The organism is Spirosoma knui (assembly GCF_054780635.1).
Genome location: NZ_BAAGVY010000001.1, coordinates 370,553 through 391,899 on the forward strand (window position 1 = coordinate 370,553; position 21,347 = coordinate 391,899).

Consider the following 21,347-nt stretch of genomic DNA (forward strand, 5'->3'; position numbering starts at 1 on the left):
TTCAGATTCGTTTACGAGTGAATATACGAAAAATCGTGTTATGCCGTACCGATCAACTCCTTCAGGATCTTCTGGGCGGCTATCGAAATAACGGTTCCGGGACCAAATATGCCTTTCACACCAGCATCGTACAGGTATTGATAATCCTGCGCTGGAATTACGCCACCCGCAATAACCATAATATCGTCACGACCGATGGCCTTTAGTTCATCGATCAGTTGGGGTACTAACGTTTTGTGGCCAGCTGCTAAACTGGATACGCCAACGATGTGTACGTCGTTTTCAGCGGCCTGGCGCGCTACTTCGGCCGGTGTCTGAAATAGGGGGCCCATGTCGACATCAAAGCCCAGATCGGCGAAACTGGTGGCAATAACCTTCGCGCCCCGATCGTGGCCATCCTGCCCCATTTTAGCCACGAGGATACGAGGACGACGGCCGTCCAGCTCCGCAAACTGGTCGCTCATCTCGCGCGCCAGCCGGAAGTTTTCGTCATCGGACACCTCCGCTGAATAGATGCCCGATACGGCCCGGATTGTTGCCTTGTGGCGGCCAAATGCTTTCTCCATAGCGTCAGAAATCTCCCCTAATGTGGCCCGGTGCCGAGCCGCTTCAACGGCCAGACTCAACAGATTACCGTCGCCAGTTTGTGCACACGTAGTAATGGCCGCCAGGGCGCTCTGGACCTGCTCATTGTTACGTGTCGATTTGATTTGCTGGAGCCGCCGGATCTGGGCTTCGCGAACGGCCTGATTGTCGATGTTGAGCAGTTCAATCGTGGTTTCGGAAGCTGGTTTGTAGCGGTTCACGCCAACGATTACGTCCTTTCCACCGTCAATCCGGGCTTGTTTTCGGGCGGCTGCTTCTTCAATACGTAATTTTGGGAGGCCTGTTTCAATCGCTTTGGTCATGCCGCCCAACTGCTCTACTTCTTCGATTAACGTCCAGGCTTTTTCGGCGAGTTCTTTGGTTAGGTATTCAACGTAGTACGAGCCTCCCCACGGATCGACCGCCCGCGTTACGTCGGTTTCGTGCTGTAGATACAACTGGGTGTTCCGGGCGATACGTGCCGAAAAATCAGTTGGTAACGCAATAGCTTCATCCAGCGAATTGGTGTGCAAGCTTTGGGTTCCGCCCAGTACCGCAGCCAGCGCTTCGATGGTCGTGCGTGCTACGTTGTTGAACGGGTCCTGCTCGGTGAGGCTGTAGCCCGACGTTTGGCAGTGGGTACGTAATGCCAGCGACTTGACGTTCTTAGGGGCAAACTGGTTGACGATCTTAGCCCATAACAATCGACCGGCCCGTAGCTTGGCGATCTCCATGAAGTGATTCATGCCAATACCCCAGAAGAACGATAGGCGGGGGGCGAAGGCATCAATGCTCATGCCCGCCCGTAACCCTGTTCGAATGTATTCCAGCCCATCCGCCAGCGTATAAGCCAATTCAAGCTGCGCCGGAGCCCCCGCTTCGTGCATATGATAGCCGCTGATACTGATGGAATTGAATTTAGGCATGTGGCGACTCGTATACGCAAAGATGTCGCCGACGATACGCATGGATGGTTCTGGCGGATAGATATACGTATTCCGCACCATGAACTCCTTCAGGATGTCGTTCTGAATGGTACCTGAAAGTTTTTCGGACGTAACGCCTTGTTCTTGAGCGGCCACGATGAAAAAGGCCATGATCGGCAACACGGCTCCGTTCATCGTCATCGACACCGACATCTGATCGAGTGGAATCTGGTCGAACAAAATTCTCATGTCCTCGACCGAGTCGATGGCTACACCCGCTTTGCCTACGTCGCCGACAACCCGCGGATGGTCGGAGTCATAGCCCCGGTGAGTAGCTAAGTCAAAAGCAACTGATAAGCCTTTCTGTCCGGCCGCGAGATTACGCCTATAGAACGCATTCGATTCTTCGGCGGTCGAGAAGCCTGCGTACTGCCGAATGGTCCAGGGCTGGCGAACGTACATGCTGGCGTAGGGACCACGCAGATAAGGAGGAATTCCGGCCGCATAGTTCAGGTGTTCAGCGGCCTGTAGGTCGACTTTCGTAAAACGCGGCTTTACCTTGATTCCTTCGGCGGTGGTAAATAATTTTACCGGGGTTGCTTGAGCCGTGTCGGCCGTCGGAACTAATTTATTGATGAAGTCAGGTCTCATGCTCTTACTCTAATTCGACTTTACTCAAACGATTCGGCTAATCGACGGTTTGGGAGGTCCGTATTGAATCCGGTACGGTTTTCCTGCTGTGTTACCGGGGTATTGCCTGCATCGAATCGAAACTTATTGACGCCGACAAGCACCTTACCGCTTTCAACAGCCTCAACTTTGGCCTGATACGACTTGTCAATTTCGCCGGGAATAAACCCATTTTCCATTGCTTTCGTATAGCCGCCCTGCTTCTCTACGTCAAGAAACAATGTCCAGGCGGCTGTGACAAGTTGGCTCGTTAAGATTTCGACGTAATACGAACCGGCAGCTGGGTCCGCCACCTTACCCAGATAGCTTTCTTCAGTCAACAGCAGGGATACGTTCCGGGCGATACGTTCTGAAAAGTCGCTCAGTGGCTCATGAGCACGATGGCCGAGTACCGTGTCGTACGGATGAATGGTAAGGACATCGCAACCGCCCATGACCGCTGCCATCGCTTCGGTCGTGGCCCGGAGCAGGTTCGTATAAGGTGTCGCGGTAGCGTCATAAAAGGTCGACGTTTGCGCGTGAACCATCACTGATACGTTTGATGTACCATAAGCTCCAATAAACCGTTGCCACAGGACACGTAACGCCCGCAATTTGGCAATCTCCATAAAGTAACTGGTGCCAACCGAAACCGAAATAAGTGTCTTTGGGGCAAATTCCTCGGCAATCAGTCCTGCCTCCGTCAGTTGATCGTACGCATCGGATAGCCGGGCGAATGTAAACGCTAACTCCTGGGTAGCTGTCGCTCCGGCATTGTGAAATGGGTGACTGTTTACGCAAACCGTTCGGAACTGGGGTGAACCTGCCAGTTGGCGCGTGATCTGGGCTGTGTCTGCGCTCACATCCGTTAATAATCCACCTTTTAATTGATACGGAGCCGCAGTTTGCAGTGCATGTATAAAGTCGAGGGTGTCATCTGCCACGCGAAAATAAACTGGTGTATCGCTAAGCTTAATCCCATCCAGCAACCGGCTTACATCGACCCGCTGAGGTAGATCGAGAACAAACGCATCGGCGCCATTACTTAGCGCAGTCCGCAAGGCTGTATTGTCAAGTATTTCGTTCGTAATGCGCCGTTCGGGCGCGTTGAGCCAGCCCGGTACCGCTTTCTGCGCATTCTGGATTTCAGTGAGTGGCAGATTCATTAGGTCGTCGGCAGTATAGTACGGTTCGACCGCAAAACCTTCCGGCGATGACCATCGCAGACTCTCGTAGGCATTTTCGTCTTTTAACTCAGCCCGGACCTGGGCTAACCAGGCCGATTTGTCGGCTGATGAAAATATGTTCTTAAAAAGCGGCTCCATCCTGCTTATGTCTCAATGTCTAGTAAATGTACTACTTTCTCTTTTTTTAGGCAAAATGGCGTTTGTAACGGCCTATGGCCCAATGCGATTGCATTATTCGAAGGGATTAGGCAGTCGCCTTGACGTTCTGTCCGAATCCCGTAATTTTAACAGGTTAAACGCCAAACGCAGGGAGAAGAACTAAAAAACGAAGGCTATAGCTGTGGCTCGGGCCGGATAATTAGCTACATTTGTCTCCCTTTTTTTGGACGTTACTCACCGTAATCAGTAAGTCAATTGTGAATGGAACGACCCCGCCAGGCATGCAACGCGAAGTAACAACGGTATGGAACCGCTGTCTGAACGTGATTCGGGATATTGTGCCCGAACAAAGCTTCAAGACATGGTTTGAGCCGATTGTTCCCCTTCGGCTTAACGGGAGTGTACTGACCATTCAGGTACCGAGCGAGTTCTTCTACGAATGGCTCGAAGAAAACTTCGTACACGCTCTCCGCAAAGCTCTCGATACGGCTATCGGCCGCGACGGGCAACTGGAGTATTCGATCATTGTCGATAAGGGAAATGAGCAGAACCGGCCCCTGACGGTCAACGTACCGACGACGAAAAGCCCGCAGACGGCCAAGCCGGACAACGTAAATCCGGATATTCTGAAAAGCCCGTTTCAGCTGAAAGACCTCGATTCCCTGACCCTGGATTCGTACCTGAATCCAACGTACACGTTCGACAATTACGTAGAGGGGGATTGCAACCGGCTGGCCCGATCAGCGGGTTACGCCGTAGCCGAACGGCCTGGCGTTACGTCGTTTAACCCGTTAATGATCTACGGGGGCGTTGGGCTGGGCAAAACGCACCTGGTGCAGGCGATTGGCAATTACATCAAGAATAACAATCAGAACAAGTTTGTCCTCTACGTTACGTCGGAGAAGTTCACTAACCAGTTCCTGAACGCTATCCGGACGGACGGTATTCGCGACTTCACGAGCTTTTACATGCAGGTCGACGTACTGGTGATTGACGATGTGCAGTTCCTGCAAAAGAAAGAGAAGACGCAGGAGATTTTCTTCCACATCTTCAACCATTTGCACCAGTCGGGTAAGCAGATTATTATGACGTCCGACCGGGCTCCGCGCGCGCTCGACGGACTCGAAGATCGGCTCTTATCCCGTTTCAAATGGGGTCTCTCGGCCGACCTGCAAACGCCCGACCTCGAAACCCGCATCGCCATTATTCAGAAGAAGCTTCAGGCTGAGGGCATTTACATCGAAGACAACGTAATCGAATACCTTGCTCACAGCATCAATACGAACGTTCGGGAGCTGGAAGGGGTGATTGTGTCACTAATGGCGCAGGCATCGCTGAACCGCCGGGATATTGACCTGGAGTTGGCCAAGCAGACGCTCCGTAACATCGTCGTCGATTCGGAGCGGGAAGTAACCATCGACTCGGTGCAGGAAGCCGTTGCTGACTTTTTCAACGTAACTATTGCCGACCTGAAAGCCAAAAGCCGCAAGCGCGAACTGGTGCACCCCCGGCAAGTGGCGATGTATCTGGCTAAAGAGAAAACCGACCTGTCGCTAAAGTCGATTGGGTACCATTTCGGCGGTCGCGACCACAGCACAGTTATTCACGCCGTGCAGACCATCAGCGACCTGGTCGCCAAACACGCCGAAACGCGCGACATTATTGAGAAGTTGAAAGCCCAGTTCAAATAAGCGGACTATGGTGGACAGCGATGCGTTTATTGTATCCGTTACGTCCCCGACTGCTACGTCCCATAACGCTGCCGGTCAGGTCAGGCTGTTGACTCGGTCCGAGATTGATGCTGTTGCCTGGGACGCCTGTGTAGCCGCTTCTGCCGAGCGTATCGTTTATGGGTACTCCTGGTATTTAGACGCTGTGCTGCCTAAGCCGGAGTGGAAATGGGTCGGGCTGGTCATGACTAACCCGTCGGGCGACTACGAAGCGGTAATGCCTCTGCCGTTACGTCGGAAATCGGTGGTCGGCATACGGTATGCCTGGGTGATTCATCAGCCGTTCTTCTGCCAGTTTCTCCCCGTTTTTCGACGAACGGATTCCATTGATCCAGCTTTGTTCTTAGCGGTTGCCTATGAGCATTTCCGGTATGCGTCCAGTTTTCACTGGCAGTCAGCATCCATTACGTTCCCTGGCTCGCTGACGAATCAGGTTTTATCGACGCACCTCCTGGATTTGTCGGTTGGGTACACCTCAATTTATGAGCATTATACATCGGACCGGCGACGAAATCTTCGTATAGCGCAGGCACTGGATTGGACAATTGTAGACTCAACCGATTTGCTGCCACTGCTTAGTCTGTTTCGCGATAACCACGCAGCAGGTATTTCCGGAGGAGTGAACCGGCAGGCGTATACAATCCTGGAAAAGCTAATTGCCGAGCTAACGAAGCGTGGATTGGCCAGTATTCAGTATACGGTAAGTAACGGACAGATTGAAGCAGGAGCGATGTTCGTGCGGGAAGGAAACCGGCTAATTTATCTCTTCAATGCCGCATCTGAAATCGGCCGACGGGGCAACGCACGAACTCTATTGATCGATCAGCAAATTCTGCAACACGCCGGTCAGCCACTCATCTTCGATTTTGAAAGCCCTCAGAAACCGTCTATCCGGGCGTTTTACAAGAGTTTTGGCGCGGTGGAAGCCCCGTTCTGGGCCTTACGCTGGAACCGGCTAAGTAGCGTGGAGCGACTGGCCGTTGGCCTGAAAAACAAAATAGCCCGGCGTTGACCGGGCTTTGCTTAAAAATAACGCAGGGGTTGTTTCAGTCCCTGGTTCATGCGGAGGTCCATCACCATGGAGCCGACCCACAAATCTACTTCGACCTTGACAGGGATTTTGTTTGTATCATCCGACACGAAGATGCGGATCGATTCCTCATCCTTAAATAGCTTGTTCTGCGGCAAAACCGGGTTGAGCCGAAGTACGTTGATTTTGCCTTGTTTGGTTTTGATCACCGATTTCCCCCGGTAGCGAACCTTCATGTTGTAGACCGTATCGTCGTAGAAGGCTGGTACTTCGAGTACCTGTCCACTGCTCAGGTGGTTGAAATCAATGGTTCGCAGGAAATAATAGCCGCTGATGAAATCGTGTACGTTATCAGGTACTTTGAACACGTCTTTTTCAGTACGCTCTTCCGCTTTAACGGTGTTAGTCGCGTGATTGAACGTAATGTTCTCTTCCTTGCGGTAGTTATTTTCCTGAAGATTGCTGTAAAACTTCTGGGGTAAGATCGCCGACGTATCGATGTACGAACGCCAGGTGTCGCGAATGCGCGTCACAAGGTCGAATGCACCAACCGTCCGGCCATCAACGTTGACGCGGTAGCAGGGGCGGTCGTTTACTTTGTATAGCGTCGGGCTTACGTCGACAATGGCTTCGGCAGCATTCAGAAATCCATAGTGAACGCGGTACTCCAGATGCTCACCGGGGCCGAAGCTATTATTTACCACGCGCCGGTACGTGTTCAGGGTAGTAAAGCCAGCGCCCAGAACCGCTATAACGCTAAGACCAATCAAATACTTCTTCATACGAACAACCGCCCACAGTAGGCATCGTTTATAAAGATGGATATGTTTCTTTTAAATACGTAAAATACCGTTTAAAATCGCTCGTAAACCGACTCTCGAACTCCTGCCGAAACCGGTTCTGCTGCTTCCGGTAGGTTAAATACCCAATAAAGTACGCATTATTGGGTAGGTTTCGTTTGTCTAACCGCCGTTTTCTTAGTAAGCGTTTACCCGATTCCCTACGTTCGTCGGTAATCGTGTCCGACGACGTAACAATCTGACGGATCGTTTGCCACTTGAGCGTATCTTTGACTGCCACGGGCGTTTGAGGTTTAAACGATCGATACAAACTATCCAGCGTTTGAGTACCTCGTAGTATGTGGTCGTCGTACCGTTCATAAAACGCCTTTGTGGCCAGGTAGTTTCGATACGGTTCAGACTTGGGGCCGTACTTGGCCGCCATAAACCGCAGCGCACCGTACTCACCGACAAAATCAGCCAGGTTTTCGTTGTATTCTAAGTTATCCTTCACAAACAATGTGCCGTGGGTTAACTCATGAATAATTAATTCGGCCAGGCTGCCCTCCGTTCGACTCAGCATGTTCGACAGGATGGGTTCTTTGAAAAATCCTAACGTCGAGTATGCCGCCACTTCATTAATCCGCGTATCGTACCCCTGTTTTTGCAACAGGCTGTCCGCTTCCGTAAGTCGATCATAATCGAAAAAACCCTTGTACGAAAACGTGCCGAGTATCGGAAAGCTGTATTCAACGGGTATGAGCCTATATTTCTCCGACCCAATCAGCATCCACATCAGCGGCTTGCCTTTCAAATCATGAAACGACTCGTAACTACCCGATGGGTTAAGCTCCAGCGAGTCAATAGCAAAACGCTTGATTTCTCGGATAAGTTCTATTTTCTGCTTTAGAGAGTCTGGGTAAGCCGGGTCAGCCAATACCTCGGCTACCGGCTGCGTATTGAGCATAATTCGCAACTGGCCCTTCGCCTGCATATACCCGTAACTGACTAACTCCCATTGCCAGACCCCTAAAACGACCAATACCCCTACGACAATAAGAGCAATTTTTTTACCCATTGGTTGGAAACGTCATGATGAAGTATAAACGCAAAAAACAGGGATGGGGGTTTACCAATCTGAATGATACGTCATCTACTCCAATGCCTGATACACAGCGATCCGGAATTTCTTCACGAAATCGCTGTAATAGGCGTAGGGCTGAACGTTTGTGAAAATGAGTAGAATCAGCTCTTCTTTGGGGTCGATGGTGAACTCCGAGCAGTACATACCACCCCACGTAATCGAACCGGGCGAAGCCTGATCACCATAATGAGAAGCTTCGGTAATCAGTTGAAAACCCAGGCCAAACTTATCCTTGCGATCCCAGACTTCGGCCGTACCAATCTGATTGCGAACCATCATGTCAACGGTCTTGCGGCCGAGTATCCGCTTGTTGTTGAACGTACCGCCATTGAGCAGCATCTGACAAAGCCTGGCGTAGTCGGCAACGGTGCTGATCAGACCGGCTCCCCCAGAGAAGTACGTTCTGGCACCGGTTACTGCATAATTCCGGTACGTAGCATTTGGGTGCGGGGTAATCGGCTTAGCCATGGTTGGTTTTTCGTATAACTCGACCAGACGGCTGGCTTTGTCGGCGGGCAGATAAAAATACGTATCGTTCATGCCGAGGGGCTCCAACACGCGTTCACGAATGGCCGCATCGAGTGGTTTCCCCGACAGGATTTCGACCAGTCGGCCAATGATGTCTGTATTCAGCCCGTACATAAAACCCGCGCCTGTCGAGTCCGTACCCGGATCACGAAGGAGCGGACGGGCAGCCAGTTTATTGATTACGTCTTCGAGCTTGTCGGGCTGGGTTGAATTAAAAAAAGGTATTTTGAACTCCGGCCGCTGATCGAGCGGGTGCTCATAAGGAATACCTGCATTGTGGCTTAACAGCTGCCGAATGGTTATTTCACCTTTGGCGGGCCGGGTATCGTAGCTACCTCCGGTAGGGTTCTTCGAATCATACCTGACCAACACTTTGGGATTTTTGAACGCGGGAATGTACTTTGAAATCGGATCATCCAGCAAAAACTTTTCTTCCTCGAACAACGTCATTAAGACCGTTGTGGTAATGGCTTTTGATTGCGAAGCAATGCGGTACATATCGTCGCGCTTGAGGGGCGTCTTCTTCTCCAGGTTGCTGTAACCGAAGGCTTTATTATGAACGATTTTACCGCGATGGGCTACGAACGTAACGGCGTTAGGCGCAATATCTTGATCAATAAGGCCTTGGAGCCACGTATCGAGTCGTTTTAATCGGTCAGTTGAAAAGCCAGCTTCAGCAGGTGACTTGGCAACGGTGAATGTCTGCGGTGGTTGAGCGAAAAGCGAAGAACTGATGAACAGAAACAGGATGCAGATACGCATGACAGAGTAATTAGCCGGGTTACGGGGAGGGCGAAGTTACAGCTAAAGCCTGGAAGGGATCGCATTCTACTTTTGCCAGTCCCAGACGACAATGACCCAGGTTTCATCGAGCGTTACGTCGTGAAACGAATGGATCGGTTCGAAACCGACGCGGGCATGGGCACGTAACGAACGGGTATTTAACTCCGAAATATCGGTCACCAGCAGTTGGTAACGGTCGCTATACACCTCGCGCTGGTGCTCGTACATGCGGTCGAATAACCGTTGGCCCCGATAGCCGTCGGCTACACAAACCTGCCCCATTACGTACCAGTCGTAGCTACGTAATGGTTTATCCTGATACGTTAGTGTGTTGATCAACTCAAAAAGCGGGAGCAATTCAGGAACATCGGTTCCGAATTGAGGAAGCATGGTTAGAGCGTAACCCACAACAGCATCGCCATCTTTGGCAATGACGCTGGGAGCCGCCTGATTCATGCGAGTAAGCACGTCCGGGTCGTGTTCAACCGTTACAAAACCCTGATCGACCTGTATATCGAGGGAGACATTTTTGCGCAGATTTTTCTGTTGTAGATCCAGAATGCCATGTACATCGGCATCAGACTGGACAGTGGTAATCGATATCATGTACTAATTAAGAAATACGGATACGATCAGACTGAGCCAGAAATGCCGGATCAACCTCGGCCCCAATGCCGGGCGTATCGGGCAGGCTAATCTGATAGTTTGTGTACGAAATACCGCCCATAACAGGATCATCGGCATGTTCAAAACAACCGTCGAGGTCGTAGAAACAAACGTTCTGCCGGGCTGCGGCAAAATGGGCATTTGCCGTTAACCCAAGTCTCGACTCCGACATACAGCCAATCATGCACGGAATGCCAGCCGCTTCGGCAATGGCGTTGATTTTAAGCGCTTCGAATAATCCCCCGCTTTTGGATAGCTTGATGTTGAAATAATCGACGGCTTCTTCGCGTACCAGTCGGATGGCGTCGGCCGCATCAAACAGGCTTTCATCGGCCATAATCGGTACCGGCGAGTCGCGACGAATCTGCCGCAATGCAGCAATGTTATGCCGACGGATGGGTTGTTCGCAGTATTGCACGTTCCAGGAGCCAATTGTACGTAGTACGGCCGAAGCGGTTACTACGTCCCAACCCTGGTTCGCATCCGTACGAATGGGTGTTTGATCGCCAATAGCCTGGCGGATAGCCTCAATACGTTGAACATCGTCGCGCAGGTTTGTGCCTAGTTTCACCTTGATGGCTTCCGCTCCCTTAGCCTGAATACGCAGGGCGTCGTCAACCATGCGCTCCGGTGTGTTGATGTAAATGGTTTCGTCGGTGACAAGATCACGTTTGGCCCCACCCAGAAACTGATAGAGCGGCATTCCGGCGGCTTTGGCAGCAATATCATACAAGGCCATATCAAATGCCGAGCGCGTAGTGGGATGGCCGGGCAGGTAACGCGTGAGCGTAGTCATGTTCCCTTCAATGTCGAGCGGATCACGACCGATCAACAAGCGGGCCATGTCCTGCGCGGCCGCTAGCCCTGATGCCTGTGTTTCGCCGACAATCATCCAGAACGGCGACCCTTCCCCCCAGCCTGTAATACCTTCACTGGTTTGAATTTCAATCAGTACGTTACGAGCGTGCTCAATGGTGCCGAGCGAAATGGCGATAGGGGCTTTAAGCGGAATATCGTAGCGGTACAGGCTAATGCTGGTGATGGTCATGCCCAACGGGTCACAGGTTTTTGTCAATAATTTCGGTGAGCATAGCCAAGGTTTGCAGGCCGATCAGGCGTTGATTTGGTTTGCCTTCTTTTAAAAAAAGCAGGGTTGGAATTTCATCGACCTGATAGTGCTGCATTAACGCTTTGCTGGCATCTGCGTCTGCTTTGACGACGACCAGCTTACCGGCATACTTCGCCTGAAGCTCTTCGATGAGCGGCATCATCTTTTTGCAGGGCGCGCACCAGGGCGCATAGAAATCAACCAGTACCAGGCGGTTGCTGGTGGCGATGTGCTGTACCTGATCGGGCGTAACGGCTTTGGCTGATGCGTCCGAGGGCGCACCTTCAACTGGCTTAAGTTTAGTTGTCCACTTCAGGTAACCGCCCTGAAGCTCGTATACGTTTGCGAACCCTTGCTCTCGCATCAGTTTGGCGGCTTCCGCCGAGCGCCCACCCGACAGGCAATACACATACACCGGTTTGGTCTTGTTGAGACTGGCCAGATTTTGTGGGAAAGCCGCATCCCTGAAATCAATGTTCTTGGCCCCAATCAAATGCCCACCGTTGAACTCGCCGGGCGTTCGTACGTCGATCAACTGGCCCGACGGTTGCTGTTGGAGTTGCGTAGCAAACGCATCGGGCTGGAGCGACTGGGCCTGTACCGCATAGCTGCTCAGGAGCAGAAAAATGGCTATATGGACTTTGTAGTTCATGAGTACTGTTGGTTAGCTTAATTCGGGAATTGGCTTTTGTCGAGCCCCGGAATGATACGTAACGCGTTTTTGTAATACACCTTTTTCAGCACTTCGTCGGGTAAGGCCATGCCATACATGCGCCAGAAGGCATGGTATTTCTTGTGGTACGGAAAATATTCATCATCCGTTTCAAGCACGCGGAAGTACGTAGCGTATTCGGAGGGAACCCAACTGTCTTTTCCGAATAGGATGCGGTCCTGGTATTTCTCGAAGAACTTACGCGAGGCCCGTGGCTGACGGCCCAACTCGGCGATAACGGCTCCGATCTCCACATTCATATTCGGGAACACCTTCATCAGGCTATCGAGTTTGTTCAGATCGTTGGGAAACCAGCCCATGTGCGCAGCGATGAACGTGGTTTTTGGATGCTTGCGGAATACGTTGTGCTGCTCGGCAATGAGCTGCTCCCACGACACGGGATTGGTTTCTGAGCGTTTGCGACCGGGGTGCAGTTTCAGCTCCAGCCACCGTTCATTAAAGCGATCCATTGGGTCCCAGAAGGGTTTGGGGTCGGCCGTATGAATGAGCACTGGAATGCCTAACTGACCGCATTTGGCCCAGATCGGGTCAAGCCGGGGGTCATCGACGCGCACTCGGTTTCCCTTGTCGTCTTTTACGTTAAAGCCGAGGTTTTTGTAAATCTTCAGTCCGCGGGCTCCTTTCTTCACATCGTCTTCGAGGGTCTTAACCGCCTGGGCTGTCCAGTCTTTATCATTTACCTCCCCAAAGTTGATGTTGGTGAATAACGCGATACGCTTGGGATTCGTTTTCTGAATATTGGCGAGGGCGTTATCGAAGAACTTCGTGCTTTCGCTGGCATTACTGCTGAAGCCTCGTCCACTCAGGTTCACCATCAGTCCCATGTTCAGGCTGTCCATTTGCTTAACCAGCGGGCGCAGATCACCATTATCCATCTGATACTGATGATTGTGAACATCAATAAATGGGTATTTGGATCGGCCCAGCTTGTGTTCGGACACTTTGAGGGTCGAAACCGGTTCGTATTCTTCAAAATCGATAGGACCAGCCGGTGTCGACACCTTAGGCTGGGCCAGAGCAGCAGTTACGGAGAAGGTAAAGGCAACCAGAGAAACAGTGAAGCGCATGGGTAAATTAGAACGGGGGTTTATGAATCTTCTCTAAAGATAAGGGCAACACAATGAGCAGCAATACCTTCGCCACGACCAACGAATCCAATGTGTTCGGACGTAGTGGCTTTAATCGAAATATCGTCTTCCGGAATGGCCATTACGTCAGCCAGACAGGTTTTCATGGCCGGGATGTGCGGATTCAGTTTTGGCTCCTGCAACACGACTGTTACGTCGACGTTCGAAACCTCGTAGCCTGCCCCGCGCACCATACGTAGCACTTCGGCCAGCAGCAACTTACTATCGACCCCTTTCCAGCGCGGATCTTTATCCGAGAAATGATAGCCGATATTTCGCATGTTGGCGGCACCCAACAGGGCGTCGCAGAGCACATGACACACAACATCGGCGTCGGAGTGGCCTACTGGCCCAAATGAACTGGGAATCTGAATGCCACCGAGCCAGAAGGGTCGTCCTTCTTCCAGGCGATGTACATCATACCCTTGTCCTACCCTAATTTTCATGAAACCAATAAATTAAATAAGGCCAAGTCGGTGGAGGTAATTACGTACTTCCTGTAAAAACTGACTAACCTGATCAATAGCAGATTAAGCATCTTCCAAAGAAATAGCAAAGTCTAAATCGTAATCACCACCTTGCCGAAGATTAAACAACTCGGTGATGGTGGTGCTATACTCTTCACCGATAAGACCTGTTCGGATAAACTGCTTGCGAAATTCCGTATGTGCTCCTGTATGGGTTTTAGGAATTGGTCCATCTGTGGTGTTAAGCAAGGCCAATATACCATCAAATAAAGCGTAGTAAGCGCGATTGATGGTTCCATCAGCGTATGCTGCGTCGAATAAGATATGAGCTTGTTGTAAGTCATCTTCGGCTTTTTGCAAGTAAGCCAGAGATCGATTTAAATCACTCATAAACGTGTGCCTTCCTGTTCCACAGCCTGGTAAAATAGCGTGTATCCTTGTTCGTACTTGGTCGCTGTTGTTGGGAAGATAGATAGTTCAACGCCGTATTTTAAGGCCAAAGCCCCAATACGTGATGCCATTTTACGGATTTCCCGACCAGCCTCCATTTTATCATCGTTCAGCACCACCAGGTAGTCAACATCCGATTCGGCATGGAAATCACCACGGGCATAGGAACCGTACAGAATTACTTGCGCTAACCGATCACCGTATAGCTCCATCAAGGCTTGTTTCACCTCATGTGACAACGCTTTTAACTCATCGGCAGTGAGCGGTTTAGACTCGTAGGTTGCTTCCATGGTTTTCGAATAAAGTTAGGCATCAACCGGTTCGGCCCGTCGGTAATACAGGGTCGAGCAGTTTTCTTTGCGTAATACCTTTCGAGCTGCGGCTTGTATATCGTCGGGTGTCACTGCCTGTAATTTGGCGGCTTCCTGATTGACCAGTTCTGGGTCGCCCGCGTTGGCGGCATAGGCCAGATTCATAGCCCGGTTCAGTAACTCGACTTCCGAAAAGGCCAGCGTTGCCTCTGCCTGATTTTTAACTTTGGCCAATTCCTCTTCCGGTACGGGCTGATCAATAAACTCCTGTACGACCGCTTCAACGGCTGCGTCAGCTTCTTCTAAAGTTACCCCTTCATTTAGCGTTCCCTGAACGACTAACAGGCCCGGATCAACCGAGGACGTAATGTAAGCGCCCACGTTACTAAACAAAGGATTGTCGCGCAGCAGGCGCTGATACAGCCGCGACGATTTACTCCGGCCAAGCATATCACTCAACAAATCGACCGTCTGGAAACCCTCGTCGAAACGACCGGGCATGTGATAGGCTTTGTACAGCGCATTCAGCGGAACTTTCGCACTTGTTTCCAGCTTGCGGGCTTCCTGCTGAACCGGCTCCTGGGGCAATTGGCGAAAATAAGCATCGCCCGCCGGAATCGGGGCAAACCACTTTGCGCACAACTGCTTCACCTGCTCAACCGTTACGTTACCTGCCACCACCAAGATGGCGTTGTTGGGCAGGTAGTACTTGAAAAAGAACGCTTTTACGTCGTCTAACGTAGCGTTTTCGATATGGCTGATGTCTTTGCCAATGGTTGCCCAGCGGTACGGGTGCTGTTGATACGCCAGCGGACGAAGCTTCAGCCAGACGTCGCCGTAGGGCTGGTTCAGGTAACGCTGCTTGAATTCCTCAATGACCACTTTCTGCTGCACATCAAGTACCTGCGGGTCGAACGACAGACTCAGCATCCGGTCCGATTCGAGCCAGAAGGCCGTTTCCAGATTAGCTGCTGGCAGCGTAATGTAATAGTTGGTGATGTCGGGACTGGTAAAGGCATTGTTTTCGCCACCGACCTTCTGCAAGGGTTCGTCATAGCTTGGAATATGCCGAGAGCCGCCAAACATCAGGTGCTCAAACAAGTGGGCGAATCCCGTGCGGTTCGGGTCTTCGTCGCGCGATCCGACATTATATAAAATATTAACGGCCGCTATTGGGGTGGACTCGTCTTCGTGGACGAATACCCGAAGGCCATTATCCAGAACAAACTGCTCGTAATGAATCATGAATTAAACTTTTGCGTATAGCCCTCGTTAGATAATACGCACTTAACAAAAGTACGGTTCCGACCGTACAGAATCAAACGACGTCCATTGGCACTACGTATATCCATCTCTATAAGAAGAATTTTCTTGCTTAGCTTCGTCTGTTTGCCGCTGCTGAATCAAGCTCAGATCATGACCGATTCACAGGTACAGCAAACGGTGCTTAAAACCCTGGATCACATTTATAACCTGGAGTTCAGCGAGGCCGACAACCTGACCCGTCAGCTTCGGGCGCGATTTCCCCAGCATCCGGTCGGACCCATTCTGCGCGCTACGCAGCTTGAACTGCAATATCTGCCCCTGCACGAAAACAAAGCGGCAACCGCTCAATTCATACAGGCGGCTAACCAGGGCCTCGATCTGGCTAAGAAACTACTTGATAAGAACAAGGAAGATCCCGAAGGCGTATTCTTCGCGTTAACTGCGCACAGTTATCTGGCCTCGCTTTACAACAACCAGGGCGAATCGCTGAAAGCCGTTAGCGAGTCGAAAAAGTCGTATAGCTACTTAAAGGACGGCTTCAAGCTGATGGACAAAAGCCCGGACTTCTTCTTTACGACGGGTCTGTATAACTATTACGTGGAGCGTTATCCGATGGATCATCCGATCGTGCGCCCGTTCATGATCTTCTTCGATGATGGAGATATGGCGCTGGGCTTGAAACAAATGGATATGGCGGCCAAAAAAAGTCTGTTCATGCGGGCTGTAGCGAACTACTATCTAGCGCACATTCTGATCAAGCATGAGATTCAGCCGGGCCGGGCGGCCATGTATACAAAGTACTTGGCCGATAAATATCCGAATAATCCCCTTTTCGGTATGGTGAACGCCGAAGCGCTGCTCTTAGCGGGGCGATACACCGAAGCCCGACCCTACGTACAACGACTCAAACAGATGCCGGATAGATTAGTGCCGCTTGCGGTTAATACGTTCGACGGAATGCTGGCGGAGTATGCCGATAAAGACGATAAAGAAGCGTCGAACTTGTATCAACTAGCGCTGAAACAGAAGTTTAACGATCCATATACGAAAGAGTACCATGCCTTTGCGTATGCCGGATTAGCCCGTATTGCCGCCCGCACCAATGACCGGAACCTAGCCAAAATGTACTACAAAAAAGCGCTGGCTATTGGCGAGCATAAAGCCTTGATTCGGGAGGCAAAAGCCTATACGAAGTCATAAGATTTCACTTCTTTTGTTCTTCGACTCTAACGCGTATGCTTTCCCGACGTTCGTTTTTTCGTAGCTCGCTGGCCGGGCTCTGGATGCTTTCTGCCGACAAACTCCATGTTCAAACCGTTACGGGTCTAATACCGGCGGAGAATATGGGTCTGACACTTATTCACGAGCATATTCTTGTCGACTTCATTGGCGCCGATGCGATACATCCCGACCGGTGGAACCGAGCCGAGGTTGTGGCTAAAATGTTGCCTTACCTGCAGGAGTTAAAGCGGCTGGGCTGCCGGACGCTGCTCGATTGTACCCCGTCTTATTTAGGTAAAGACCCACTGCTGCTTAAAGAACTGTCTGAGCGATCGGGCGTTACCATACTGACCAACACCGGGTACTACGGGGCGGTGGATAATAAGTATCTACCGGCGCACGCGTTAATCGAAACGGCCGACCAACTGGCCGATCGCTGGGTTGCTGATTATGAAAAAGGCATTGACGGAACCGGAATTAAGCCTGGATTTATCAAGATCAGCGTTAATCCGGGGCCGTTGTCTGACTTGCATCGAAAGCTCATCACGGCCGCAGCCCGGACCCACAAACGGACAGGCCTGACGATCTGCTCACATACCGGACCGTACGTACCCGCGTTTGAACAGATCGACGTAGTGAAGCAGGAAGGGATTCGTCCTGATGCGTTTGTGTGGGTACACGCGCAGGGTAACAACATGGTGCACTACGCCCGGGCCGTCCGCGAAGGGGCCTGGGTAAGTCTGGATGGATTGGACAACAGCAATGTCAAGCAGTACGTCGAAACCTTGCTGCTGATGAAAGAGAACCGGTTTCTGCATCGAACGTTACTCTCCCATGATGCAGGCTGGTTTGATCCCGCTAAGCCCAACGGCGGACCAATCGGTCGCGACTATACTGTGCTCTTCAAGCAGCTAATGCCCGAACTGAACAAGCGAGGCTTCACGAAGAAAGACTGGAAACAGCTTCTGGTCGAAAATCCTGTTGCGGCTTTTGCCCTGTAACACGTATCCAGATCTAAATACAGCCCGGCTTAGTAGTCGACTTCCAGGTTCAGCGCTTTTCGTAGCTCATGCAGCGCCGGGTTCTTTTCAGCAAGGTAGTTGTACTTGTCCTGCGGACTGTAAATCATTTTTTTTACTTCCTGTAACCGAACCTCGTGTTCAATCTGTATCTGGCTGTTTTGCAATTGCGACCGCAGGTAGCCGAGTAGTTCAGGTTTTACTTCGGTTAAGTACCCAACCTGGAGCGTGTTGTCGAGGGTAATGCGAATGGTGGTGCCGTCGAGCACAATGTCGCGGTTCAGAATCAGCTGCTCACTAGCCGAATCATTCTGCTGCTGCCGAATCCTGGCAAACGCTGACCAGGCAGCCTGTAACTGTTCGAAAATGAACGGTTTGTCAGGGCGTGTCGGAGCGGTTGCCACAACCTCTTCGGCGGCTGTCGCCTGAACGGGCGTAGCGGTCAGCGATACGGTAGGCCGGAGCCGACTGGTGGCCGGCCGAGCCGGTGGTGCCGTTAGCGGTTTTGCCGTGGCTACGCTTGCCTGCGCTACGGAAGGAGCAGCCTGAGTCGCATACCCAACGCCATTCGTGGAAGATCCGTTGACGGGGGGCACTGCCTGATACCCGTTCGTCGGCTCACTGGTAATAGGGTGCTGCTCAACTACGGAGTGGCTATTGCTGCCTGACGATCCGTTAAACGCTGATCCGTTGGTTTTCGGCTCGTCGTGTGTCGGTCGGCCGTTTTTTTTTTCGTCTACCGACTGATCCAAAGTAATTGATTCACCGTTTCGTGAGCCATTCAGTGTACCCGCAACTGGCGCGTCGGCACGATCGGGATACGTAGTCCAATCCAGTACGTTGCGCAGATTGGCCAGCTTCATGAGCCACAGTTCGATGTGCAGCCGCTGATCTTTGGCCTGCTTGTAATTCATGTCGCACTGACCACCAAGGCTTAACGCCGACAGCAGAAACGACATGGGCGCGCGTGCCGCCTGATCGAGGTATTGCCGACGAACGTTTTCAGTTACCTGTAACAACTGAACCGTCGCGGCATCCTTACACACTAGCAAATCGCGGAAGTGGCGACATAGGCCAACCACAAACTGATGCCCGTCAAAACCTTTACGTAATATCTCATCAACCGTCAACAGACTCTGAGGAAGGCTCCCCGCCAAGGCCTGATCGGTCAGCTTAAAGTAATAATCGTAATCAAGGATGTGCAGGTTATCCAGCACCTCCTTGTAGCGAATCACCCGATCGGCCGAGAACGTTACGTTCAAATCGAACATCGACAGCGCGTCACGCAGGCCGCCATCCGCTTTCTGGGCAATCAGGTCAAGCGCTTCGGCTTCGGCTTCGATGCCTTCTTTTCCGGCTATTTTCGCCAGGTGATCGGCGATATGTTGCGGCTGAATCCGGTTAAAATCGAAGATCTGACAGCGCGACAGAATCGTCGGCAGGATTTTGTGCTTCTCCGTTGTCGCCAGAATAAAAATAGCGTAGGAGGGAGGCTCTTCCAGCGTTTTCAGGAACGCGTTGAAAGCCGCCGACGAGAGCATGTGCACCTCGTCAATAATATAGATCTTGTACTTACCCGACTGGGGCGGATACCGTACCTGGTCGATGAGATTACGAATGTCTTCGACCGAGTTATTCGAGGCCGCATCGAGTTCGTGGATGTTAAAAGACGCGTTCTGATTAAAACTCACGCACGACTCGCAGTGGTCGCAGGCTTCGCCCTCGGGAGTTAGGTTTTGGCAATTGATGGTCTTGGCTAAAATCCGGGCGCAGGTGGTTTTGCCAACCCCGCGCGGTCCGCAGAAAAGAAACGCCGACGCTAAGTGATTGGTCTTGATCGCGTTCTTAAGCGTAGTTGTAATATGCTCCTGTCCAACGACCGTATCAAAGGTTGCCGGACGGTACTTGCGGGCCGAGACCACGAAATTTTCCATACTGCAAGTTAGCATGCAGGGGGGAGGAAATCAAACGAGACTGGTGAGTAGAAAAAGTAGAGTATGTGAAGTGATTTTGATAAATAGCTGAATGTCAGCAAGGTGCGAGCAGGGGCTTTGTTACGATTCAAATCGTTCGCCAATCTGCCGGTAGTGACGTAATGCCAGAAAGATAACGAGTACGGCGCATCCCGCCATGACGCCTGAAAACAAGCCAATCGTTGGCGCAGAAAATAGGGTCAGCGCTTCGCCGGAAAGGTACGTACCGGCGATGTCGCACAGGTTGACGAAGGCCATATACGTAGTAAACTGCGACCCTTCAACCCCTTTCCGGCAGATGGCCATTAGCACCGGCATAGCCGCTACACTGATACTGGGGTCCATAAAATACAGCGCGACCAGACCTGTTTGCGCTACGTCGCGCCGTGCCCACAAATTAGCGATCAGGTTGAACCCAATCAGGTAGCTCGCAACGAGTACCAGCATAACCACCAGCAGCCGACGCGGGCCAATTCGATCTGCGATGTACCCACCCAATAAGGAAACGCCGGCCGCCAGCAGCATACCATACGTACCTGTCAACACAGACAAGTCCGTATCATGCCAGCCAAGCTTGCGAATGAGATGAAAATTGTAAGCCCGTACGAATAAAGAGACGCTTGTATAAGCCAAGATGATCGAGCCAAACAGCAGCAGGCTGCGTCGGGCAAACAGTCCCCGGAAAAGCTCTGTAAACAGCCAGCGGAAGTTGTGGTCGGGCGGCTGGTTTGTTAGCCCGGCGGGTGAATAGTCAATTCCAGCTGCGCTGGTGATTGTAGTTTTGTATGGATTAGGTCGTAAACGGTCGGGTGAAGTATCGCGTGAATGTGACGACTGAAACGTAGGCAGCAGCCGATCTTGGGGTCTCTCCCGGATGAAAACCATCAAAATCGCCCCTGTTAACAAACAAAGTACCTGCGTTAAGGCGGCCGTCTGAAAATCATATTGCCGCAGAATCTGAGCAAAAATGGCGGCTCCACCGCCGTAACCGATCAGGAAGCCGCACCGCATAAAGGCATTAACCCGACCCCGTTCTGTTTCGGGAATAACGGTAATAGCCATGGCGTCAACGCTGGCATCCTGAATAGCGGCAAACAGGCTGCGAATCAGGAACAGCCAGCCCAGCAACGAAATTTGCCGGATCGGGTCGTCCACAAATAAAATAGCCAGCGAGGCCAGGACAGTCATGAATTGAGACCCAACCACCCACGGTTTCCGGCGACCCATCGTTGAGTTTTGAAACCGATCGATAATGGGTCCCCAGACAAACTGAAACGCCCAGGGTATGCCAATGATGGCGATAAACGATCCTACTACGTCGGGTCTGACACCTTCAGCCGTAAAATAATTTGTCAACGCGGTGGTATAGAATCCGGCCGGAACCCCCTGCATGATGTAGAGATACAGAAAGACACCATACCGTAACGGGCGACTTTCGCTGAGTGTCAGCGGGTAAGATGGCGAAGGGAGGGCGGTTAACATGGGT

General features: G+C 51.6%; 19 protein-coding genes. 4 read left to right on the forward strand and 15 right to left on the reverse strand.

All coding sequences use genetic code 11. The features are described 5' to 3' along the window. Nucleotides 1-38: 38 nt before the first annotated feature. Nucleotides 39-2,162, reverse strand: coding sequence for a methylmalonyl-CoA mutase (scpA, locus tag ACYVIY_RS01515; protein WP_460974479.1), 2,124 nt, complete (start codon nt 2,160-2,162; stop codon nt 39-41). Nucleotides 2,163-2,182: 20 nt separating this feature from the next. Beyond that, the gene (locus ACYVIY_RS01520; protein ID WP_460974480.1) at nt 2,183-3,505 is read right to left on the reverse strand and encodes a methylmalonyl-CoA mutase family protein; all 1,323 of its coding nucleotides are present in this window, start codon (nt 3,503-3,505) and stop codon (nt 2,183-2,185) included. 302 nt (nt 3,506-3,807) lie between these two features. Here ACYVIY_RS01520 and dnaA point away from each other — a divergent pair, with 302 nt between their 5' ends. Beyond that, nucleotides 3,808-5,217, forward strand: a complete 1,410-nt coding sequence (gene dnaA, locus ACYVIY_RS01525; RefSeq protein WP_460974481.1) for a chromosomal replication initiator protein DnaA — start codon at nt 3,808-3,810, stop codon at nt 5,215-5,217. Between the two features lie 7 nt (nt 5,218-5,224). Beyond that, nucleotides 5,225-6,268, forward strand: coding sequence for a GNAT family N-acetyltransferase (locus ACYVIY_RS01530; RefSeq protein ID WP_460974482.1), 1,044 nt, complete (start codon nt 5,225-5,227; stop codon nt 6,266-6,268). Nucleotides 6,269-6,279: 11 nt separating this feature from the next. Here the strand turns inward: ACYVIY_RS01530 and ACYVIY_RS01535 are convergent, their stop codons facing one another. The 11 genes from ACYVIY_RS01535 to ACYVIY_RS01585 form a co-directional block, all read right to left on the reverse strand. Next, nucleotides 6,280-7,068: a DUF3108 domain-containing protein gene (locus ACYVIY_RS01535; RefSeq protein ID WP_460974483.1), complete on the reverse strand. Its 789-nt coding sequence runs from the start codon at nt 7,066-7,068 to the stop codon at nt 6,280-6,282. A gap of 28 nt (nt 7,069-7,096) precedes the next feature. Continuing rightward, nucleotides 7,097-8,143, reverse strand: coding sequence for an aminopeptidase (locus tag ACYVIY_RS01540; protein ID WP_460974484.1), 1,047 nt, complete (start codon nt 8,141-8,143; stop codon nt 7,097-7,099). A 75-nt stretch (nt 8,144-8,218) separates the two neighbouring features. Beyond that, on the reverse strand, nt 8,219-9,499 hold the full coding sequence (locus tag ACYVIY_RS01545; RefSeq protein ID WP_460974485.1) for a serine hydrolase domain-containing protein: 1,281 nt from the start codon (nt 9,497-9,499) through the stop codon (nt 8,219-8,221). A 66-nt stretch (nt 9,500-9,565) separates the two neighbouring features. Continuing rightward, nucleotides 9,566-10,126 (reverse strand): GNAT family N-acetyltransferase, encoded by a 561-nt coding sequence (locus ACYVIY_RS01550; RefSeq protein WP_460974486.1) that lies wholly within the window; start codon nt 10,124-10,126, stop codon nt 9,566-9,568. Nucleotides 10,127-10,133: 7 nt separating this feature from the next. After that, nucleotides 10,134-11,234 carry a mandelate racemase/muconate lactonizing enzyme family protein gene (locus ACYVIY_RS01555; RefSeq protein WP_460975137.1) on the reverse strand — a complete coding sequence of 367 codons (1,101 nt, stop codon included), beginning with the start codon at nt 11,232-11,234 and terminating at the stop codon, nt 10,134-10,136. Nucleotides 11,235-11,244: 10 nt separating this feature from the next. Next, nucleotides 11,245-11,946, reverse strand: coding sequence for a thioredoxin domain-containing protein (locus ACYVIY_RS01560; protein WP_460974487.1), 702 nt, complete (start codon nt 11,944-11,946; stop codon nt 11,245-11,247). Nucleotides 11,947-11,963: 17 nt separating this feature from the next. Then, nucleotides 11,964-13,094, reverse strand: coding sequence for an amidohydrolase family protein (locus tag ACYVIY_RS01565; protein ID WP_460974488.1), 1,131 nt, complete (start codon nt 13,092-13,094; stop codon nt 11,964-11,966). Between the two features lie 20 nt (nt 13,095-13,114). Then, entirely contained in the window at nt 13,115-13,600 is a 486-nt protein-coding gene (ispF, locus tag ACYVIY_RS01570) for a 2-C-methyl-D-erythritol 2,4-cyclodiphosphate synthase (protein ID WP_460974489.1), read from the reverse strand. An 84-nt stretch (nt 13,601-13,684) separates the two neighbouring features. Next, on the reverse strand, nt 13,685-14,011 hold the full coding sequence (locus tag ACYVIY_RS01575; RefSeq protein ID WP_460974490.1) for a HEPN domain-containing protein: 327 nt from the start codon (nt 14,009-14,011) through the stop codon (nt 13,685-13,687). Further along, complete coding sequence (locus tag ACYVIY_RS01580) at nt 14,008-14,361, reverse strand: nucleotidyltransferase domain-containing protein (RefSeq protein WP_460974491.1); 354 nt, start codon at nt 14,359-14,361, stop codon at nt 14,008-14,010. Before ACYVIY_RS01580 ends, ACYVIY_RS01575 begins: the two co-directional genes overlap by 4 nt. 15 nt (nt 14,362-14,376) lie before the next feature. Next, the gene (locus ACYVIY_RS01585; protein ID WP_460974492.1) at nt 14,377-15,627 is read right to left on the reverse strand and encodes a M16 family metallopeptidase; all 1,251 of its coding nucleotides are present in this window, start codon (nt 15,625-15,627) and stop codon (nt 14,377-14,379) included. Between the two features lie 171 nt (nt 15,628-15,798). Between ACYVIY_RS01585 and ACYVIY_RS01590 the strand changes: the two genes are divergently transcribed. Both ACYVIY_RS01590 and ACYVIY_RS01595 read left to right on the forward strand, forming a co-directional pair. After that, on the forward strand, nt 15,799-16,848 hold the full coding sequence (locus tag ACYVIY_RS01590; protein ID WP_460974493.1) for a hypothetical protein: 1,050 nt from the start codon (nt 15,799-15,801) through the stop codon (nt 16,846-16,848). Between the two features lie 35 nt (nt 16,849-16,883). After that, nucleotides 16,884-17,870 carry a phosphotriesterase family protein gene (locus ACYVIY_RS01595; protein ID WP_460974494.1) on the forward strand — a complete coding sequence of 329 codons (987 nt, stop codon included), beginning with the start codon at nt 16,884-16,886 and terminating at the stop codon, nt 17,868-17,870. A gap of 29 nt (nt 17,871-17,899) precedes the next feature. On the opposite strand, the gene ACYVIY_RS01600 is transcribed toward ACYVIY_RS01595, so the two are convergent. Continuing rightward, on the reverse strand, nt 17,900-19,822 hold the full coding sequence (locus tag ACYVIY_RS01600) for a DNA polymerase III subunit gamma/tau (protein WP_460974495.1): 1,923 nt from the start codon (nt 19,820-19,822) through the stop codon (nt 17,900-17,902). Between the two features lie 120 nt (nt 19,823-19,942). After that, nucleotides 19,943-21,343, reverse strand: a complete 1,401-nt coding sequence (locus ACYVIY_RS01605; RefSeq protein WP_460974496.1) for an MFS transporter — start codon at nt 21,341-21,343, stop codon at nt 19,943-19,945. Between the last annotated feature and the right edge of the window lie 4 nt (nt 21,344-21,347).